17 protein-coding genes are annotated in these 17,373 nt (G+C 63.1%); 11 read left to right on the top strand and 6 right to left on the bottom strand.

The genetic code is table 11. The annotated features are described in order from the left end of the window. Positions 1-31: 31 nt before the first annotated feature. The 3 genes from pyrE to EDC35_RS06050 all read left to right on the top strand — a co-directional run bounded on the left by pyrE (position 32) and on the right by EDC35_RS06050 (position 2,885). A complete protein-coding gene (pyrE, locus tag EDC35_RS06060) occupies positions 32-673 on the top strand; it encodes an orotate phosphoribosyltransferase (protein ID WP_132976357.1) in 642 nt (213 codons plus the stop codon). Positions 674-675: 2 nt separating this feature from the next. Next, the gene (locus EDC35_RS06055; RefSeq protein WP_132976356.1) at positions 676-1,704 is read left to right on the top strand and encodes a DUF4124 domain-containing protein; all 1,029 of its coding nucleotides are present in this window, start codon (positions 676-678) and stop codon (positions 1,702-1,704) included. A 179-nt stretch (positions 1,705-1,883) separates the two neighbouring features. Then, on the top strand, positions 1,884-2,885 hold the full coding sequence (locus EDC35_RS06050) for a DUF4124 domain-containing protein (RefSeq protein ID WP_132976355.1): 1,002 nt from the start codon (positions 1,884-1,886) through the stop codon (positions 2,883-2,885). 13 nt (positions 2,886-2,898) lie between these two features. On the opposite strand, the gene argB is transcribed toward EDC35_RS06050, so the two are convergent. From argB to coaBC, 3 genes are all read right to left on the bottom strand, one after another. Next, positions 2,899-3,795, bottom strand: coding sequence for an acetylglutamate kinase (gene argB / locus EDC35_RS06045; RefSeq protein WP_132976354.1), 897 nt, complete (start codon positions 3,793-3,795; stop codon positions 2,899-2,901). 207 nt (positions 3,796-4,002) lie between these two features. Next, the gene (gene dut, locus EDC35_RS06040) at positions 4,003-4,461 is read right to left on the bottom strand and encodes a dUTP diphosphatase (RefSeq protein ID WP_132976353.1); all 459 of its coding nucleotides are present in this window, start codon (positions 4,459-4,461) and stop codon (positions 4,003-4,005) included. After that, on the bottom strand, positions 4,445-5,656 hold the full coding sequence (gene coaBC, locus EDC35_RS06035; RefSeq protein ID WP_132976352.1) for a bifunctional phosphopantothenoylcysteine decarboxylase/phosphopantothenate--cysteine ligase CoaBC: 1,212 nt from the start codon (positions 5,654-5,656) through the stop codon (positions 4,445-4,447). The genes dut and coaBC overlap by 17 nt, the downstream gene beginning before the upstream one ends. 113 nt (positions 5,657-5,769) lie before the next feature. Here coaBC and radC point away from each other — a divergent pair, with 113 nt between their 5' ends. The 5 genes from radC (at position 5,770) to EDC35_RS06010 (ending at position 11,559) form a co-directional block, all read left to right on the top strand. Next, complete coding sequence (gene radC / locus EDC35_RS06030; RefSeq protein WP_132976351.1) at positions 5,770-6,444, top strand: RadC family protein; 675 nt, start codon at positions 5,770-5,772, stop codon at positions 6,442-6,444. Between the two features lie 88 nt (positions 6,445-6,532). Beyond that, positions 6,533-7,417, top strand: a complete 885-nt coding sequence (hypB, locus tag EDC35_RS06025; RefSeq protein WP_132976350.1) for a hydrogenase nickel incorporation protein HypB — start codon at positions 6,533-6,535, stop codon at positions 7,415-7,417. A gap of 37 nt (positions 7,418-7,454) precedes the next feature. Then, positions 7,455-9,563 (top strand): glycosyltransferase, encoded by a 2,109-nt coding sequence (locus tag EDC35_RS06020; protein WP_132976349.1) that lies wholly within the window; start codon positions 7,455-7,457, stop codon positions 9,561-9,563. After that, positions 9,560-10,450 (top strand): glycosyltransferase family 2 protein, encoded by an 891-nt coding sequence (locus tag EDC35_RS06015; RefSeq protein WP_243651478.1) that lies wholly within the window; start codon positions 9,560-9,562, stop codon positions 10,448-10,450. Before EDC35_RS06020 ends, EDC35_RS06015 begins: the two co-directional genes overlap by 4 nt. A gap of 113 nt (positions 10,451-10,563) precedes the next feature. Beyond that, positions 10,564-11,559 carry an NAD-dependent epimerase/dehydratase family protein gene (locus EDC35_RS06010; RefSeq protein WP_243651475.1) on the top strand — a complete coding sequence of 332 codons (996 nt, stop codon included), beginning with the start codon at positions 10,564-10,566 and terminating at the stop codon, positions 11,557-11,559. 21 nt (positions 11,560-11,580) lie between these two features. Here the strand turns inward: EDC35_RS06010 and EDC35_RS06005 are convergent, their stop codons facing one another. From EDC35_RS06005 to glgC, 3 genes are all read right to left on the bottom strand, one after another. After that, the gene (locus EDC35_RS06005) at positions 11,581-12,378 is read right to left on the bottom strand and encodes a thiazole synthase (RefSeq protein ID WP_132976347.1); all 798 of its coding nucleotides are present in this window, start codon (positions 12,376-12,378) and stop codon (positions 11,581-11,583) included. A 65-nt stretch (positions 12,379-12,443) separates the two neighbouring features. Then, positions 12,444-12,644 (bottom strand): sulfur carrier protein ThiS, encoded by a 201-nt coding sequence (gene thiS, locus EDC35_RS06000; RefSeq protein WP_132976346.1) that lies wholly within the window; start codon positions 12,642-12,644, stop codon positions 12,444-12,446. A 76-nt stretch (positions 12,645-12,720) separates the two neighbouring features. Continuing rightward, positions 12,721-13,992: a glucose-1-phosphate adenylyltransferase gene (gene glgC / locus EDC35_RS05995; RefSeq protein ID WP_132976345.1), complete on the bottom strand. Its 1,272-nt coding sequence runs from the start codon at positions 13,990-13,992 to the stop codon at positions 12,721-12,723. 192 nt (positions 13,993-14,184) lie between these two features. Here glgC and glgB point away from each other — a divergent pair, with 192 nt between their 5' ends. The 3 genes from glgB to EDC35_RS05980 are packed head-to-tail and all read left to right on the top strand — an operon-like array spanning position 14,185 to position 17,193. Next, complete coding sequence (glgB, locus tag EDC35_RS05990; RefSeq protein ID WP_132976344.1) at positions 14,185-16,455, top strand: 1,4-alpha-glucan branching protein GlgB; 2,271 nt, start codon at positions 14,185-14,187, stop codon at positions 16,453-16,455. Further along, positions 16,442-16,744: a DUF2288 domain-containing protein gene (locus EDC35_RS05985; protein WP_132976343.1), complete on the top strand. Its 303-nt coding sequence runs from the start codon at positions 16,442-16,444 to the stop codon at positions 16,742-16,744. The genes glgB and EDC35_RS05985 overlap by 14 nt, the downstream gene beginning before the upstream one ends. 2 nt (positions 16,745-16,746) lie before the next feature. Next, positions 16,747-17,193, top strand: a complete 447-nt coding sequence (locus tag EDC35_RS05980; protein WP_132976342.1) for a YaiI/YqxD family protein — start codon at positions 16,747-16,749, stop codon at positions 17,191-17,193. Positions 17,194-17,373: the final 180 nt, after the last annotated feature.

Here is a 17,373-nt window from a genome sequence, read left to right as displayed (position 1 = left end):
AACTGTGACTGTTGTCGGCGGAACCATTGCGATGCATGACTACCAACGTGACTTTCTGCGCTTCGCCACCGGGATCGGCGCGCTGCGCTTCGGCGATTTCACCCTCAAATCCGGTCGTCAGAGCCCCTATTTCTTCAATGCCGGCGGCTTCGATACCGGCGCCCGGCTCGCCCGGCTGGCCCGCGCCTATGCCCAATGCATCGTCAACTCGGGTCTGACCTTCGATGTGCTCTATGGTCCGGCCTACAAGGGCATCCCACTTGCCGCCGCCACCAGCGTGATGCTGGCGACCGAACATGACCGTGAGACGCCCTATGCCTTCAATCGCAAAGAGGCGAAGGATCATGGTGAGGGCGGCCTCATCGTCGGCACCCCGCTGGCCGGGCGCGTCCTCATCATCGACGATGTCATCACCGCCGGCACCTCGGTGCGCGAGTCGGTCGAGATCATCCGCGCCGCCGGGGCGACTCCGGCGGCAGTCGTCATCGCGCTGGACCGGCAGGAGCGCGGTCAGGACGCACGCTCGGCGGTGGACGAGGTACGCGAGACCTTCGGTATCCCGGTCTACAGTATCCTGACCCTGGCAGATCTCATTACCTATCTCGACGAGGGTGCGAACAGCGAGGCTGTGGCGCAGGCCATGCGCGACTATCGGGCCGCTTACGGTATCTGAACATGGCGCGCTTCAGACTGCGAACGAATCTGAAGTCACCATCCCGCCGCCTGTGGTTGGGCTTCGTTCTCTGTCTGGCGGTCGCCACCTGGCTGGCGGTCGGCGCGGCGCAGCCGACCCTGTACCGCTGGGTCGATGAGAGCGGGACCGTTCATTACACGGATCAGGTGCCACCGGGGCAGGTCAAGCAGGGCCACACCAAACTCAGCCCGGAAGGTATCCCCACCGAGACAGTCCCGCCAGCACCGACTGAGCAGGAGATCGATCTGGCACGCGAACAGGAACGCCTGAAGGCCGAGGAGGCCCGGCGCATCGCCCAGCAGAAGGCGGACGATCAGCGGCTGGTCAATCTTTACCGCTCAATTGATGATCTGGTTCTGGCCCGTGAAGGCAAGGTTGCCGCCATTGAGGCGCTGAGTCAGGTCCAGCGCGATGGCATTCGCGTCCAGCAGGAGCGATTGCTGAAGCTCCATCAGCAGTTGAAGGACCTGGAGCGCGCCGCCAAGCCCGTCCCCGATGAACTGAAACGCGAGATCGACCAGACCGGAACCCTGATTCGCGACAGCTATGCCGCCATCATCGACCAGGAATTCCAGAAAACGGCGATCCGCCGTGAATTCGATGCAATCATGGCCCGTTTCAGCCGGCTGAGAAGGCTTCCCGAACCGCCCGCAACCAGCCCTGATCCGGCGGGCGACCTCCTGTTGGGACATCTGGTGAGCTGTCAGGGCAGCGGACCATGCGCGGTCTTGTGGGACCGTGCGCTGGCCTACGTCCGCCAGCAGGCCGGCACTCAGGACGAAATGCTGGGCGCCGGTCTGCTGATCGCCTTTCAAACGGATGAACGGGAACATCGCCGGCTGACGCTTGCCTGGATTCAGCAAAGCGTCGGGCAACCCGTCCGTCTCTATCTGGATCTCCAGTGCAAAAACCGGCTCACGGGGAGTCTGGCCTGCATCGATCAGGCCGCCATCGCCCATCGCGATGGCTTCCGGGCCGCCGTGACGCAGCCGCCGCCCTCCCCGCCCTAGTGACGCGCCCTGGAAATCCCGAGGCCGTTCGTTGTCGTTGTCGTAATCGAAGATTCGCAAGCCGACGATTACGAAGACGACAACGATTGGAGACGGTCTCGGAACATCTGCACGGCTGCACCAACCGCCTTTTTTCGATCCGCGTCACCTGCGCGGCAACGACGCCAAGAGGTCATGACATGAGAAACCGCTTTACCCCTGCCCGCTCCGTCCCCCGATCACTGATGACAGTCGCCCTGCTTGGTCTCTGTCTCCTGGCCACCGGCTGGCCGGAACGCAGCGATGCGCAAAAGCAGATGTATCGCTGGGTAGACGAACAGGGCGAAGTCCAATACACGGATCAACCGCCGCCCGCCCAGCTCGGACAGGGTCATACCCGACTCAATGAGGTCGGGGTGCGCACCGAAACCATCCCGCCGCCACCCACGGAAGAGGAATTGCGTCAGGCCAGGGAACAGGAACGTCTGCAAGCGGAAGCGGCACGGCTGATCGAACAGCAGAAGGCCGCTGATCAGGCGCTGCTGCAAACCTACCGCACCATCGACGATCTGCTGCTTGCGCGCAGGGGGCGCATCGCCGCCATCGAGGCGCCGATCCAGGCCAAACGCGACGCCATGCGTCCGGAACAGGAGCACCTGGGAAAACTGCATGAGGAAAAAGCCGCCCTGGAGCGCGCTGGCAAAGCTGTCCCGGCCTCACTTGCGGACAGCATTGCCCAGTCTGAAACACATCTGCGTGAGTCCTATGCCTTCATCCTTGAGCAGACACTGAAAAAAGGACCGGTTCGCCAGGAATTCGCGCAGAACGCTGAGCGTTACCGCATGTTGAAGAAGCTGCCCGCGCCGACGCCTTCTGAAATGGCTGGCGATCCCGCATCGAATGATCCGATAAGCTGCCAGGGCGCTGAGCAATGCGGTCAATACTGGCAGCGGGCAATGGATTATTTCCGAGCCCACACCAACCCCAAAGATGAAATCGCGGGGCCGGGACTGCTCCTGTCGTGGCGGAAGGACGAACGTGAGGATCGCCGGTTCGCGCTGATCTGGGCTCAGAAGAGCGCCGCGGATCCGGTGTATCTCTATTTTGATCTGGATTGTCGGGAGCGGCTGACGGCCAGACCCTGCTCCACCGAACAGGACCAGAGGATCCGTGACGGCTTCCGCGCCGCCGTGACGCGATAGCCGATTCCGTAGCCTAACGACTGCGGATCAGCGTCCCGACGCCGGTGTCGGTGAAGAGATCCAGCATCACCGCGTGCTCGACCCGCCCGTCGATGATATGCGCCGATTTCACCCCGGAGCGGACGGCATCGAGCGCGCAGCGGATCTTCGGCAGCATGCCGCCGTGGATGACGCCTTCATCAATCAGTGTCTCGACCCGCCCGGCATCCAGTTCGGGGATGAGCGCACCCTCGGCATCAAGCAGACCGGCGGTATTGGTCAGCAGCAGCAGCTTTTCAGCCTTGAGCACCTCCGCCATCTTGCCCGCGACCAGATCGGCGTTGATGTTGTAGGAACGTCCGTCCTCGCCGACACCGATGGGAGCGATGACCGGGATGAAGTTGCTCTTGACCAGCATGTGCACGATGGCCGGATCGATGCTCTGGACCTCGCCGACATGGCCGATATCGACGATTTCGGGCGCTTGCAATTCAGGCGCATCGCGCTTGAGCAGCAGCTTGCGGGCGCGGATCAGATCGCCGTCCTTGCCGGTCAGACCCACCGCCGCGCCGCCGTGACGATTGATGAAGTTCACGATCTCCTTGTTGACCAGACCGCCTAATACCATCTCGACCACATCCATGGTCTCGGCGTCGGTCACGCGCATCCCCTGCACGAACTCGCTGGCCTTGCCGAGACGCGCGAGCAATGAGCCGATCTGCGGCCCGCCGCCATGCACGATCACCGGATTGACCCCGACCAGTTTCATCAACACCACGTCACGGGCGAAGCCCTCTTTCAGGGTTTCATCGACCATGGCGTTGCCGCCGTACTTGATCACCATGGTCTTGCCCTGAAAGCGCCGGATGTATGGCAGCGCCTCGATCAGAACATGGGCGATGGTTTGGGCGTTTGTGGTTGGGAGCGTCATCGTGTGCCAAGTCTCAGTGAATCATCAGAAAAACAACAAACACAATCGAACCGCAAAGGCGCGAAGGACGCAAAGAGAAATCAAGCTTTCTCATTTGGCCGGCTTTGCGTGGATCGGATCCGCTTCCATCCGACGCGAATGTATTGGGAACCCTTTGCGATCTTTTCGCCTTTGCGGTTCTAAAATTTTCATTTTAGAAACAGTCAATTATCGCGTACCAGTATGCCCGAAACCACCCTCGCCGCGCTCGGAGGTCTCGAACGACTCAACCAGCACCAGATCAGCCCGCAGCACCGGCACCAGCACCAGTTGAGCGATGCGTTCGCCGATCTCGATCCGAAAGGTCACATCGCCACGATTCCAGCAGGAGACCATAAGCGGCCCCTGATAATCAGAGTCGATCAGACCCACCAGATTACCGAGCACGATGCCATGCCGATGCCCGAGGCCCGAGCGCGGCAGGATCATGCCGGCGACCCCCGGTTCGGCGATATGCACCGCCATCCCGGTCGGGATCAGCTCGCAGTCGCCGGGCGCCAGATCCAGCGGCGTCTCCAGCATGGCGCGCAGATCGAGTCCGGCGGAACCCTGGGTCGCGTACTGCGGGAGCGGGAAATCGCGGCCAAGCCGCAGATCGAGAATTTTGACTTCAAGCGGATGCAGCATGGCGTTCCCGATAGCGTTCGGCGATGAGTGCGGCCAGTTCGCGGGCGAGCTGGCGTTTGTCCATCATGGGCAGGTCGCGGCGTCCGTTCGGCCAGAAGACCATGAGCGCATTGTCGTCCCGCTCAAAGCCGCCTGTCGCGCCGCCGACTAGATTGGCGGCGATCATGTCCAGCCGCTTGGCTGCCAGCTTGCCGCGCGCGTAGTCTTCGACCCGGTCGGTCTCGGCGGCGAAACCGACGGTGAAGGGCGCCGGGGTCAGCGCCGCGACCTCGGCGAGGATGTCGGGGTTGCGCACCAGATGCAGGGTCAGCCCGGTCGCGTCTTTCTTGATCTTGCTGTCGGCAGGGTCGGCTGGCCGATAATCGGCAACAGCAGCGGTCGCGACGAAGAGGTCGCAGTCAGCTGCGCGCGCCATGACCGCGCCGTGCATGTCCAGCGCCGTTTCGACCTGGATCGATTCGGCGACCGGCGGCATGGGGAGGGCGGTCGGGCCGCTGATCAGCGTCACCTGTGCGCCGAGATCGCTCAGGGCCGTCGCCAGCGCATAGCCCATGCGACCCGAGCTGCGATTGCCCAGATAGCGCACCGGATCGAGCGGCTCGCGGGTCGGACCGGCGGTCAGCAGCACGCGCACGCCGGCCAGCGGGCGTCCGGCCAGCGGACGCAGCGCCTCGGCGATCTCCAGCGGTTCCAGCATGCGTCCCGGTCCCACATCACCGCACGCCTGCTGACCCTCGGCTGGACCCAGAATCCGCGCCCCGCGTGCGCGCAGTGTTTGCAGATTGGCCTGAGTCGCCGGATGACGCCACATGTGCTGATTCATCGCCGGGGCGAGACAGAGCGGCGCCTCGGTGGCGAGCGCCAGGGTCGTGAGCAGATCGTCGGCGAGACCGGCGGCGAGCCGCGCCATGAGATCGGCGGTCGCCGGTGCGATCAGCAGACAGTCCGCCCAGCGCGCCAGTTCGATATGCCCCATGCCGGCCTCGGCAGCGGGATCGAGCAGCGCGGTGCGCACCGGATGGCCGGAGACGGCCTGAAAGGTCAGGGGCGCGACAAAGGCGGTCGCGGCCTGAGTCATGACCACCCGCACCTCGCAGCCGCGCTCGCTCAGACGGCGCACCAGATCGACCGATTTATAGGCGGAAATGCCGCCGCCGACGCCCAGCAGCACCCGTGAACCCTGGTTCAAATCCATGAGCTGAATGTGTATTCTGACCTGAAATAGAAGCGCGAAGTTTAACCGATCCGCCGGTCGCTCGCCGACGGATGGAGATTTTGACAGGATTAAACCGCAAAGCGGGAGGGCGTATGACGATCAGGGACTGGCCGGAAGACGAACGTCCGCGCGAAAAGCTCCTGGAGCGCGGCGCGGGCGCGCTGTCCGACGCCGAATTGCTGGCCATCTTTCTGCGCACCGGGATTCCGGGCAAGAGCGCGGTGGATCTGGCCCGCGAGCTGCTGATCGCGTTCGGCGGACTCGCCGGTCTGCTGGCCGCCGATCAGCGCCGTTTCTGCCAGGAAAAGGGGCTTGGCACGGCCAAGTTCGCGCAGTTGCAGGCGGTGCTTGAACTCAGCCGCCGCTATCTGCTGACCCGTCTCGACGGGCAGGACGTGCTGACCAGCCCCCAGGCCACGCGCGATTATCTGAAGATGCGTCTCTATGGCCTGCCGCACGAGGTCTTCGCCTGTCTCTTTCTCGACAACCGTCATCGGGTGATCCGTTTCGAGGAGCTGTTTCGCGGCACCATCGATGGCGCGAGCGTGCATCCGCGCGAGGTGCTGCGACGGGTGCTCGACACCAACGCCGCCGCTGTCATCTTCGCGCATAATCATCCATCCGGGGTGGCCGAGCCCAGCCAGGCCGACCTGCGCATCACCCAGCGTCTCAAGTCCATGCTGGATCTGATCGAGGTGCGGGTGCTGGATCACATCATCGTGGGCGACGGCGACGGGGTGTCGTTCGCCGAACGGGGGTTGTTGTGAGCGTCCGGCCAGACCTGATTGAGCGATCCGCACTAACCCTTCGTCGGGCGATGGCGTAGACTGCCGATTTCGCTGGGAGATCCGAATCATGTGCAATACCTGCGGCTGCAACATCACACCCGGCAACGAACATCTTGTGCAGGGCGATGGCAAGCATGCGCTGACCGAGGATGGACGCGCGGCGGTTGCCGTGCTCAAGGGGCTGCTGACCGAAAACGATCATGAGGCCGCCCATAACCGGGAGCATTTTGATCGTTACGCCCTGCTGGCGCTCAATCTCATGTCCTCGCCCGGCGCAGGCAAGACCAGCCTGCTGGAGGCCACCATCGATGCGCTGGGGAGCGAACTGCGCATCGCCGTGATCGAGGGTGATCTGGAGACCGAGAACGATGCGCTGCGCATCCGCGCCAAGGGTGTGCCAGCGGTGCAGATCTCGACCGGCAGCGCCTGCCATCTGGACGCCCATCTGGTCCACGATGCACTCCATCAACTGGACCTGCACGGCGTCGATCTGCTGTTCATCGAGAACGTCGGCAATCTGGTCTGCCCCGCCAGCTTCGATCTGGGCCAGCATCGCAATGTCACGCTGCTGTCAGTGCCCGAGGGCGACGATAAACCGGCCAAATATCCGGTCATGTTCCGTACCGCCGACCTGGTGCTCTGCACCAAGTCCGATCTCCTGACGGTGCTGCCCGAGTTCCAGCCCGAGCGGGCCGAGCAGTATCTGCGCAATCTGGCCAGCGTGGCGCCATTCGAGACCATTTCCACGCGCGGCGCGGGCCAACTGGAACCCTGGCTGGACTGGCTGCGTCATGAACTGGCGGCACAGCGCGCCAGACTGGCTCAGGGCCGGACCACTCGCCCAGCCACTCAGACGGACAGCACCCGCCTGCATGCCCAGGACGCGGCGCACCGTCACGAACATTTCCATCACCATCACCACCACCATGCGCATGATCACAGCCACGATTGAATTCAGGCGCCATCCGTTAACGGCAAGGCTCGACTGAATGACAATGATCGAGAATCGGGGCCGTTTTGGCTTCGCGCTGCGTTATCTGCCCCGCCTGCTGCATGTGCTGCGCACCGAAGGCGCGCGCGTGCTCCTGCACAAGCTCAGACGCCGCCTGCGCACGACGCCGCTGGCGGTGCAGAGACCGCCACAACTGATCGCCTGCAGCGAGCCTTTCCAGCCGGTCGCCCTGCCGCTCCCGGAGTCGCCCCTCGCCTCGATCATCATCCCGGTGCATGATCAGTTTCACTTCACCCATCACTGTCTCGCCGCGCTCGCACAGGCGACGACCGAGGCGGCCTTTGAGGTCATCGTCATTGATGACTGCTCCAGTGACGGCACCGCCGCGCGCCTCGCCGACTACCCCGGCGTGCGCGTGGTCCGCAATGCCGAGAATCTGGGATTCGTAGGCACCTGCAATCGCGGGGCGGAACTGGCGCGTGGTGCCTTCATCGTCTTTCTGAACAACGACACCCAGGTCCAGCCGGGCTGGCTCGATGCCCTGCTGCGCACTTTCGATGAGGCGCCGGACGCCGGACTGGTCGGCAGTCGGCTCGTCTATCCCGACGGACGCCAGCAGGAGTCCGGCGGAATCCTCTTTCGCGATGGTTCGGCCTGGAATGACGGCCATCTGGACGACCCCAACAAGCCGGAATACAGCTATCGCCGCGCCGTCGATTATTGTTCCGGCGCGGCGCTGGCGATCCGCACCGCGCTGTTCCGGCAGCTTGGCGGTTTCGACCCGGTCTTTGCGCCCGCCTATTACGAAGACACCGATCTGGCCTTTCGTGTCCGCGCGGCGGGTTTGCAGGTCTACTATCAGCCGCTGTCCTGGGTCGTACATTTCGAGGGCGTCACCGCTGGACGCGACGAGACCGCCGCCGAGGGTCTGAAACGCTTTCAGCAACTCCATGCCGAGACCTTTCGCCAGCGCTGGCAGCCTGAATTAGCCAACTTTGGCGAACGGGGCGAGGATCTGGAGCACGCCCGGGAGCGTCAGGTCAAACGACGCGTACTGGTGGTCGATAATTACATGATCACCCCGGATCGCGAATCCGGTTCGCTGCGCATGCTCAATCTGTTCCACATCCTGCAAAGGCTGGGATACAAGGTCACCTTCGCCGCCGCCAATCTGGAAGCGCCCCAGCCCTATGTGGCGGAGCTTCAGTGCCAGGGTGTCGAGGTGCTGTATCGTCCCTTTGTGCGCTCGCTGGCGCGTCACCTGGCAGAGCGCGGCAGACTCTATGATCTGGTGATCCTGAGCCGCGCCGACGCCGCCGCTCAGGTCATGGCTGCCGCGCGCAGTCATTGTCCGCAGGCGCGCATCCTCTTCGATACCGTCGATCTGCATTTTCTGCGCGAGCGCCGGCTGGCGACGATGCGCGGCGACCGGGTCACGCGGCTGGTCGCCGAGACACGCAGGCGTCAGGAACTGGACCTGATGCGACAGGCCGATCTGACCCTGGTCGTCAGCGAGATGGAACGCGATCTGCTGGCCGTCGAGGCACCGGAGATCCCGGTTCGCATCGTCTCGAACATCCATGCCATCCACGGCTCGGCGCGACCGGCAGGCGACCGGCGTGACCTGCTGTTCATCGGCGCCTTCGCCCATCCGCCGAACGGCGACGCCGTCCTCTTTTTCTGTCGCGAGGTCATGCCCCTGCTACGCGCGCGCCGACCCGACCTGACACTCAGGGTGATCGGTGCGGATCCGCCGCCCGAGGTGCTGGCCTGTGCCGGCAACGGGGTGGAGATCCTGGGTTATGTGCCGGATGTCGCGCCCTGGTTCGCCAACTGCCGGCTATCCGTCGCCCCGCTGCGCTATGGCGCCGGGGTCAAGGGCAAGATCAATCAAAGCCTTGCTTACGGCCTGCCCGTAGTGGCGACCAGCATCGCCGCCGAGGGCATGCATCTGGTCGATGGCGAATCGGTGCTGATTGCCGATGACGCACTGGCCTTTGCCGAGGCCATCGCGCGTCTGGATACCGATGACGCGCTCTGGGCGCGTCTGTCCGCTGGCGGTCTGGCGGTCATGGAACGGCATTTCAGCTTCGCCGCCGCCGAGCGGGCGGTGCGTGAGGCGCTGGATCTGGAGCCAGCGTCATGATGCCGGTCGAGCGCGAGCCGCCTGCCGTCAGCGTCATCGTGGTCAACTACAATGCCGGCCCCTTACTGGCCGAGTGCGTGACGGCGGTGCTTGCCTCCAGTGTCGCGGTGGAGATCATCGTTAGCGACAACGGCTCGGTCGATGACAGCCTGGAGCGGGTGAGGTCCGCCTGTGGCCAGGATCCACGACTGACCATCCTGGAGCACTGCGCCAACCTGGGCTTCGCCAAGGCCAACAACCGGGCGCTGCCGCTCGCCTGCGCGGACTATCTGCTCTTTCTGAACCCGGATTGTCTCATCGCGCCCGATACCCTGGCGCGGCTGGCGGGCTTTCTGGACCGTCGCCCGGATGTCGGCATGGCCGGCTGTCTGGTGCTGGATCCCGATGGCGCCGAGCAGGTTGCCTGCCGTCGCGCCATTCCCGATCCCTGGATCGCGCTCAAACGATTCACCGGTCTGGACCGGCTGCAAGCGCGAGGATCGCGTTTGAATCTGCATGACCAACCGCTGCCGATCGAACCGGTCGAGGTCGCGGCCATCTCGGGTTCATTCATGTTCGTGCGGCGACAGGCACTGGATGCAGTCGGCCCGCTCGATGAAGGCTATTTTCTGCATTGCGAGGATCTGGACTGGTTCGTGCGTTTCCATCAGGCGGGCTGGAAGATCGCCTTCGTCCCCGATGTTCGCGTCATCCATCACAAAGGGGCATGCAGCACCGGCGACCCCCTGGCGGTGGAGCGTCACAAGCATCATGGGATGGAACGCTTCTTTCGCAAATTCCAGGCTGGCCGCTATCCACGGCTGTTCAGCCTCTTGGTCATCCTCGGCATCCGGCTGCATTTTTTCGGGGTGAAGTGGTCGTTGGCCGTGCGCCGGTTTAGGAAATAGACAGGATTAACAGGATCTAAAACAAGGCTTTGAAAAAGCCTGTCCATCCTGGAAAATCCTGTTAATCCTGTCTATTTTGGGGCGAATGAAGTTTGGAACTGGGAAACATTTTGGTGACTGGCGCGACGGGTCGCGTGGGCCGTCTGCTCGTCTCGACCCTGCTGCAAGAAGGGCAGCCGGTCAGCATCCTGACCCGCGCCCCGCAGGTCGCGCTCGATCTCTGGCCCGGTCAGAGGGTCGATGTCCGCGTCGGCGATCTGACCGACCCGTCGAGCCTGCAATCGGTCTGTTCGGGCATCGACACGCTCTTTCATCTGGCGAGCTATGCGCCACGACCCGACGAGCCCGATCTCTACAACGCGCCGAACCACTGGCCGGTGACAGCCGAAGGCACCGCCAACCTCATGGCAGAGGCCGCAGACTCAGGCGTCAAGCGCCTGATCTATATCAGCACCGTCAAGGCGATGGGCGATGCAGCCGGCGAGCTGGGACGACCCGCCGACGAGACCCTGACTCCGGCGCCCGACACGCTCTATGGCCGCGCCAAGCTGGCGGCGGAACAGCGGGTGCTGGCGACCGGACAGACAGCCGGCATCCAGGCCAGCGTTCTGCGGCTGCCGATGGTGTATGGCCTGGATGACAAGGGAAATCTCGCGCGTCTGATCGCCGCCATCGCGGCGCGGCGTTTTCCGCCCTGGCCGCAGATCAATAATCGCCGCTCGGCGATCCATATCGAGGACGCCGTCGCCGCTGCCATCCTGATCGCCCGGAATCCGGCCAGCGCCGGTCAGATTTACTGTGTCACGGACGGACGCGCCTATTCGACCCGCTGGATCTATGAACGCATCCTGCTGGCGCTGGGCCGTCCCATTCCGCGCTGGACCGTCCCGCTCTGGGCCCTGCGTGTCGCCGCTGCCGGAGGATCCATCGGCGAACGCCTGCTCGGTCGGCGCCTGCCGCTGACCCTGGATGGCCTGTCCAAACTCACCGGGGATGCCTGGTATTCATCGGAGAAGCTGGAGCGCACGCTCGGCTTCCGCCCGAAATACAGCCTGGAAACCGAGATCCCACGCCTGGTTCGATCCATCCGCCGACCACCGACGGATTGAGCCGCGATGACGACGACCGCCTCAGAAAAACAGCCCCTCAATCGGCGATGAAGCCGAGGCGAAGCGTTTGGCTGGCATGCGTCCGGCCAGAAACGCCTCACGCCCGGCCTCGATGGCCTTGCGCATGGCGCTCGCCATGAGCACCGGGTTCTTTGCCGCCGCGATGGCGGTATTCATGAGCACGCCGTCGCAGCCCAGCTCCATCGCCTCTGAGGCGTCCGATGCCGTGCCGACGCCGGCATCGACCAGCACCGGAACCTTGGCGTTCTCGACGATGGTAAGGATGTTGAGCGGATTGCGGATGCCGAGCCCGGAGCCGATGGGCGCGGCCAGCGGCATCACGGCGATGCAGCCGATCTCTTCGAGCTGACGGGCGACGATGGGATCGTCGTTGGTGTAGACCATGATCTCGAAGCCCTCCCTGACCAGAATCTCGGCGGCCTTGAGGGTCGCCATGACATCCGGGAAGAGCGTCTTCTCGTCGCCCAGGACTTCCAGCTTGACGAGGTTGTGACCATCCAGCAGCTCGCGCGCCAGCCGGCAGGTCCGCACGGCGGTCTCGACATCGTAACAGCCGGCGGTGTTGGGCAGGATGGTGTAACGCTCGGGCGGCAGCACGTCCAGGATGTTCGGCTCGCCGGGGTTCTGGCCGAGATTGGTGCGGCGCACCGCCACGGTGACGATTTCGGCCCCGCTGGCTTCGATGGCGCGAGCGGTCTCATCCATGTCCTTGTATTTGCCGGTGCCGACCAGCAGACGCGACTGGTATGACTTGCCGGCGATGAGGAGCGGATCGTGGTGAGCGGTTGCTGTAGACATGAAATGATCCTGCGGGTGGGGATTCGGTTGGCAGAATTGTACGACAGCCTTTCATGAGCCGTATGTCATCCGCCACCGACGGCCTGGATGATCTCGACCCGGTCGTCCGGGTTGAGCCGATGCTCGGCGAAACGGCTGCGCGGAACCAGCTCGGCATTGACCTCAATGGCAAAACGCTGGCCGGTGAGGGATAGCTCCACGACAAGATCAGACAAGTGCGCGCCTTCGCGGACCTGCCTGCACTCTCCATTCAAAACGATATTCATGATTCGGTAGCGTCCCGATTCACAGGATGGGCGGAGTTGAATTCAGCCAGGATCAACATGCCAACTGCCAATGGCGTCAACGGACATGATTGGCTTCCTGCCCCAGCATCTCCGGTGTGACCAGTGTCACCCCGCCCTCGCTCACCAGGAACCCGGCACGGCGGTCGGCCTCGGGATCCATGCCGATCGTCGAGCCCTCCCCGATCTGACAATAGCGGTCGATGACGGCGTTGCGGATGACGCAGTTACGCCCGATATCGACGTCCGGCAGGATGACCGAATCGGCCACATAGGCGTATGAGTTCACCCGCACGTTGGAGAAGAGCAGCGAGTGACGAACGGTCGCGCCAGAGATGACGCAGCCGCCCGAGACCATGGAATCGACCGCCATGCCGCGCCGGTCTTCGTCGTCGAAGACGAACTTGGCGGGCGGCAACTGTTCCTGATAGGTCCAGATCGGCCAGTTCTTGTCATAGAGATTGAGCGGCGGGGTCACGCCGATCAGCTCCAGATTGGCTTCCCAGAAGGCGTCCAGGGTGCCCACGTCGCGCCAGTAAGCCTGCTCGCCGCTTTTGGGATCGCGGAAGGTGTAGGCCATCACCCGGTAGAGCTTGATGACGGCGGGGATGATGTCCTTGCCGAAATCATGGCTCGATTTGGGAGTGCCGGCGTCCTTGATGAGCTGCTCGAAGAGAAAGCCGCGATTGAAGACATAGATGCCCATGGAAGCCAGACAGCGATCAGGCGAGCCGGGGATGGTTTCCGGGTTGCTGGGTTTTTCGGCGAAGCTGCGCACCCGGTTGTCGTCATCCACCGACATGACGCCGAACTCGCTGGCCCGCGCGGTTTCGACTTCGAGACAGCCGACGGTCATGTCGGCGCCGCTCTCGACGTGATAGGCGATCATGGCGCCATAGTCCATCTTATAGATATGATCGCCTGCCAGCAGCAGGATATATTCGGGGTTGTGATCGCGGATGATGTCGAGATTCTGGAACACGGCATCCGCCGTGCCGGCATACCAGGCGGTCTCGACGACGCGCTGCTGGGCCGGCCAGAGTTCGACGAATTCGCCGAACTCGCCGCGCAGGAAACCCCAGCCTTTCTGGATGTGCAGAATCAGCGAATGCGCCTTGTACTGGGTCAGCACGCCAATGCGGCGGATGCCTGAATTGATGCAGTTGGAGAGCGGGAAATCGATGATGCGGAACTTGCCGCCGAAGGGCACTGCGGGCTTGGAGCGCCAGGCGGTCAGATGCTTGAGCCGCGAGCCCCGCCCCCCGGCCAGGATCAGCGCCAGGGTGTTGCGGGTCAGACGGCTGATGAATCGGGGATTGGCATGGGGCATGGATCCGGCTCCTGTTTAGACGTTGCGCGGCTGCATTTGTCTTTGCGCCCTTATGGTACCATCAAGATCGTTTGCAACCCTTGGATTTGGAACCGCAGGCGGTGCCGAAACCCGCTTTTCGACAGCTTTTAAGCCCAATCACCAGGGGTGCGGGCGACACGATTCGCTGATCAGCAGAGGACACGACAACAGATGCCAACCGCCAAAGGCTCCGCGCCCAAACTTCCCGAACCCCTGCTGCGCATCGTCGAGGCGCGCCATCATGACCCCTTCGAGGTATTGGGGCGGCACGTCAGCGAGAACCGGGCCACCGTGCGCGCCTTTCTGCCTCAGGCAGAACGCGCAATCCTGGTCGAGGCGCAGGCCGCGCTGCACCGGATCGAGGGCACCGACCTCTTTGTGTGGGAAGGCGACGCCTCGCAGGCACCCGAGCGTTACCGGATCGCCTGGGAGGATGCAGCGGGCGTGACGCATCAGGATTACGACCCCTATTGCTTCCCGGCCCAGCTTGCCGATTTCGACCTGCATCTGTTCGGCGAGGGGCGTCACTGGCATGCCTATCGTTTTCTGGGTTCCCATGTCCGCGAGGTTGAAGGCGTCTCCGGCGTCCAGTTCGCCGTCTGGGCACCCAATGCGGATCGGGTGAGCGTGGTCGGCGATTTCAATGGCTGGGACGGACGCACCCATCCCATGCGCGTGCGCGGCGGCACCGGTGTCTGGGAACTCTTCGTGCCCGGCCTCGCCACCGGCGGCTATTACAAATACGAGATCCGTGACCACGCCAGTCATATCCATATCAAAATCGATCCCTATGCGCAGTCCTTCCAGGAACGCCCCCAGACCGCCGGGCTCATCTGTCCTGAAACCGCCTTCCGCTGGACTGACGCGGACTGGATGACGGCACGCGCGGAAGCGAACTGGCAGCATCGGGCGTTCTCGGTCTATGAGGTCCATCTCGGTTCCTGGCGGCGCGATCCAGACGGTAATTTTGTCAACTACCGGATCCTCGCGAAGGAACTCGCCGACTATGTGACCGAGCTGGGTTTCACCCACATCGAGCTGCTGCCCATCACCGAGCACCCGCTCGATGCCTCCTGGGGCTATCAGTGCACCGGCTATTTCGCACCGACCGCACGGCATGGCACCCCGGACGATTTTCGTTTCTTCGTCGATTATCTCCACAGCCGGGGTATCGGCGTCCTGCTCGACTGGGTGCCGGCCCATTTCCCCAAGGATGCCTATGCACTGGCCCGCTTCGACGGCTCGGCACTCTACGAGCACGCCGATCCGCGTCTGGGCGAGCACAAGGACTGGGGCACGCTCATCTTCAACTTCGGTCGCAACGAGGTGAAGAATTTCCTGCTCTCCAGCGCGCTCTACTGGCTGGATGAATTCCATCTGGACGGACTGCGCGTCGATGCCGTCGCCTCCATGCTTTATCTGGACTATTCGCGCAACGCGGGCGAATGGATCCCCAACAAATACGGCGGCAACGAAAATCTGGAGGCGGTCGATTTCATCCGCCAGCTCAACAGCGTCACCCATGAGCAGCATCCCGGCAGCCTCATGATCGCCGAGGAATCCACCGCCTGGCCGGCCGTCTCGCGCCCGACCTATCTCGGCGGCCTGGGTTTCAGCATGAAATGGAACATGGGCTGGATGCACGACACCCTGTCGTACATGCAGAAGGATCCCATCTACCGGCATTTCCATCACGATCTGCTGACCTTCGGTCTGCTCTATGCCTTCACCGAAAACTTCGTCCTGCCCTTCTCGCATGACGAAGTGGTCCACGGCAAGAAGTCCATGCTGGACAAGATGCCCGGCGACGGCTGGCAGAAATTCGCCAGCCTGCGTCTGCTCTATACCTTCATGTTCAGCTATCCGGGCAAGAAGCTGCTGTTCCAGGGCTGCGAATTCGCCCAGGGTGCCGAGTGGAATTTTGCCGGCGAGCTGGATTGGGAGCTGCTCGAACGACCCCAGCATCAGGGCGTGAAACAACTGGTTGCCGACCTGAACCGTCTGCACCGCGAGTTGCCTGCGCTGCATGAAATCGACTTCGACGCCTCCGGCTTTGAATGGATCGACTGCCACGACAGCTCGCAGTCGGTTCTGAGCTATCTGCGCAAGGACCGCGCCGGAGCGGATCTGGTCGTCGCCGTTTTCAACTTCACCCCGGTTCCACGTACCGATTACCGCATCGGCGTGCCTGAGCCCGGTTTCTATCGCGAGGCCATCAACTCGGATGCCGAGCTGTACGGCGGCAGTAACATGGGTAATCAGGGCGGGGTGCAGTCCGAGCCCGTGAGCTGGATGGGCCGTCCGCATTCGCTGCTGATCGCGCTGCCGCCGCTCGGTGGACTGGTCATGGTCCATGAGCCCGATCATATTGCGGAAGACGATCTCCCCGAGACGACCGCCGACACGCCGCAGACGGATCGAGCCGACGATGGAGCGGATTGAAGGGCATGAGGAGCTGGAGCGCATCCGGCTCAATCAGGAGACGGCGCGGATTCCCTGGCTGGAGTTGCAGCGGTTTTTCGCGCAAGGCAGGGTGATCCGGGTTCAGGACGGTCTCGATCTGATCGAGATCGCCCGGCTGATCGCATGTGACGACGCGCCATCCATTGCGCGCGAAGTATCGCACGGGACCGTCGCGCCCGTATCGGACGAACAGGCCAGACGCTGGTTCGAGACTCAGGCCAGTCTGTGGGCGGTGGTCATCAAGCCCTGGATCCTGGTACAGGAGTAAGGATGCGCATCTGGGTCGATGCCGACGCCTGTCCAAGGGTCATCCGGGACATCCTCTTTCGTGCCGCCGAGCGGGTCGGCGTGGCGATCACACTGGTCGCCAATCAACCGATGAGTCTGCCGCCCTCGCGTCTCATCCGCTCGATTCAGGTTGCACCCGGTTTCGATGTCGCCGACAACGAGATCGTCAAGCGTCTGGAGCCGGGCGATCTGGTCATCACCGCCGACATCCCGCTGGCGGCGGAAGTCATCGCCAAAGATGCCCACGCCCTGAATCCGCGCGGTCAGCTCTACACCCGTGAAAATATCCGCGAGCGCCTCAACATGCGTGATTTCATGGAGACGCTGCGCTCGACGGGTGTCAACACAGGCGGACCGGCGACGCTCGGAGAGCGTGACAGACAGGCGTTTGCCAATGCGCTGGATGCTTTTCTCACGCGACGGACCTGATTTAAACCGCGTCCAGCGCGACATGCCTAATTTTCAGTTTGTGTTTAGCTTTGGAGATGTCAGCGACATCCGTGGAGGCGCGGTTTAGGCAGTTGGCAGAAATCAGGATTTCGCCATGCAGATGAAATAGACAGGCTTAAACCGCGCCAGCACCGACAGTCGTCGATGCTGCCAAGGTCG

It is taken from the genome of Thiobaca trueperi, from assembly GCF_004342175.1.
GTDB classification, from domain to species: Bacteria; Pseudomonadota; Gammaproteobacteria; order Chromatiales; family Chromatiaceae; genus Thiobaca; species Thiobaca trueperi.
The sequence above is the reverse complement of the archived record's forward strand: the minus strand, read 5'-3'. Positions and strand labels throughout refer to the sequence as shown.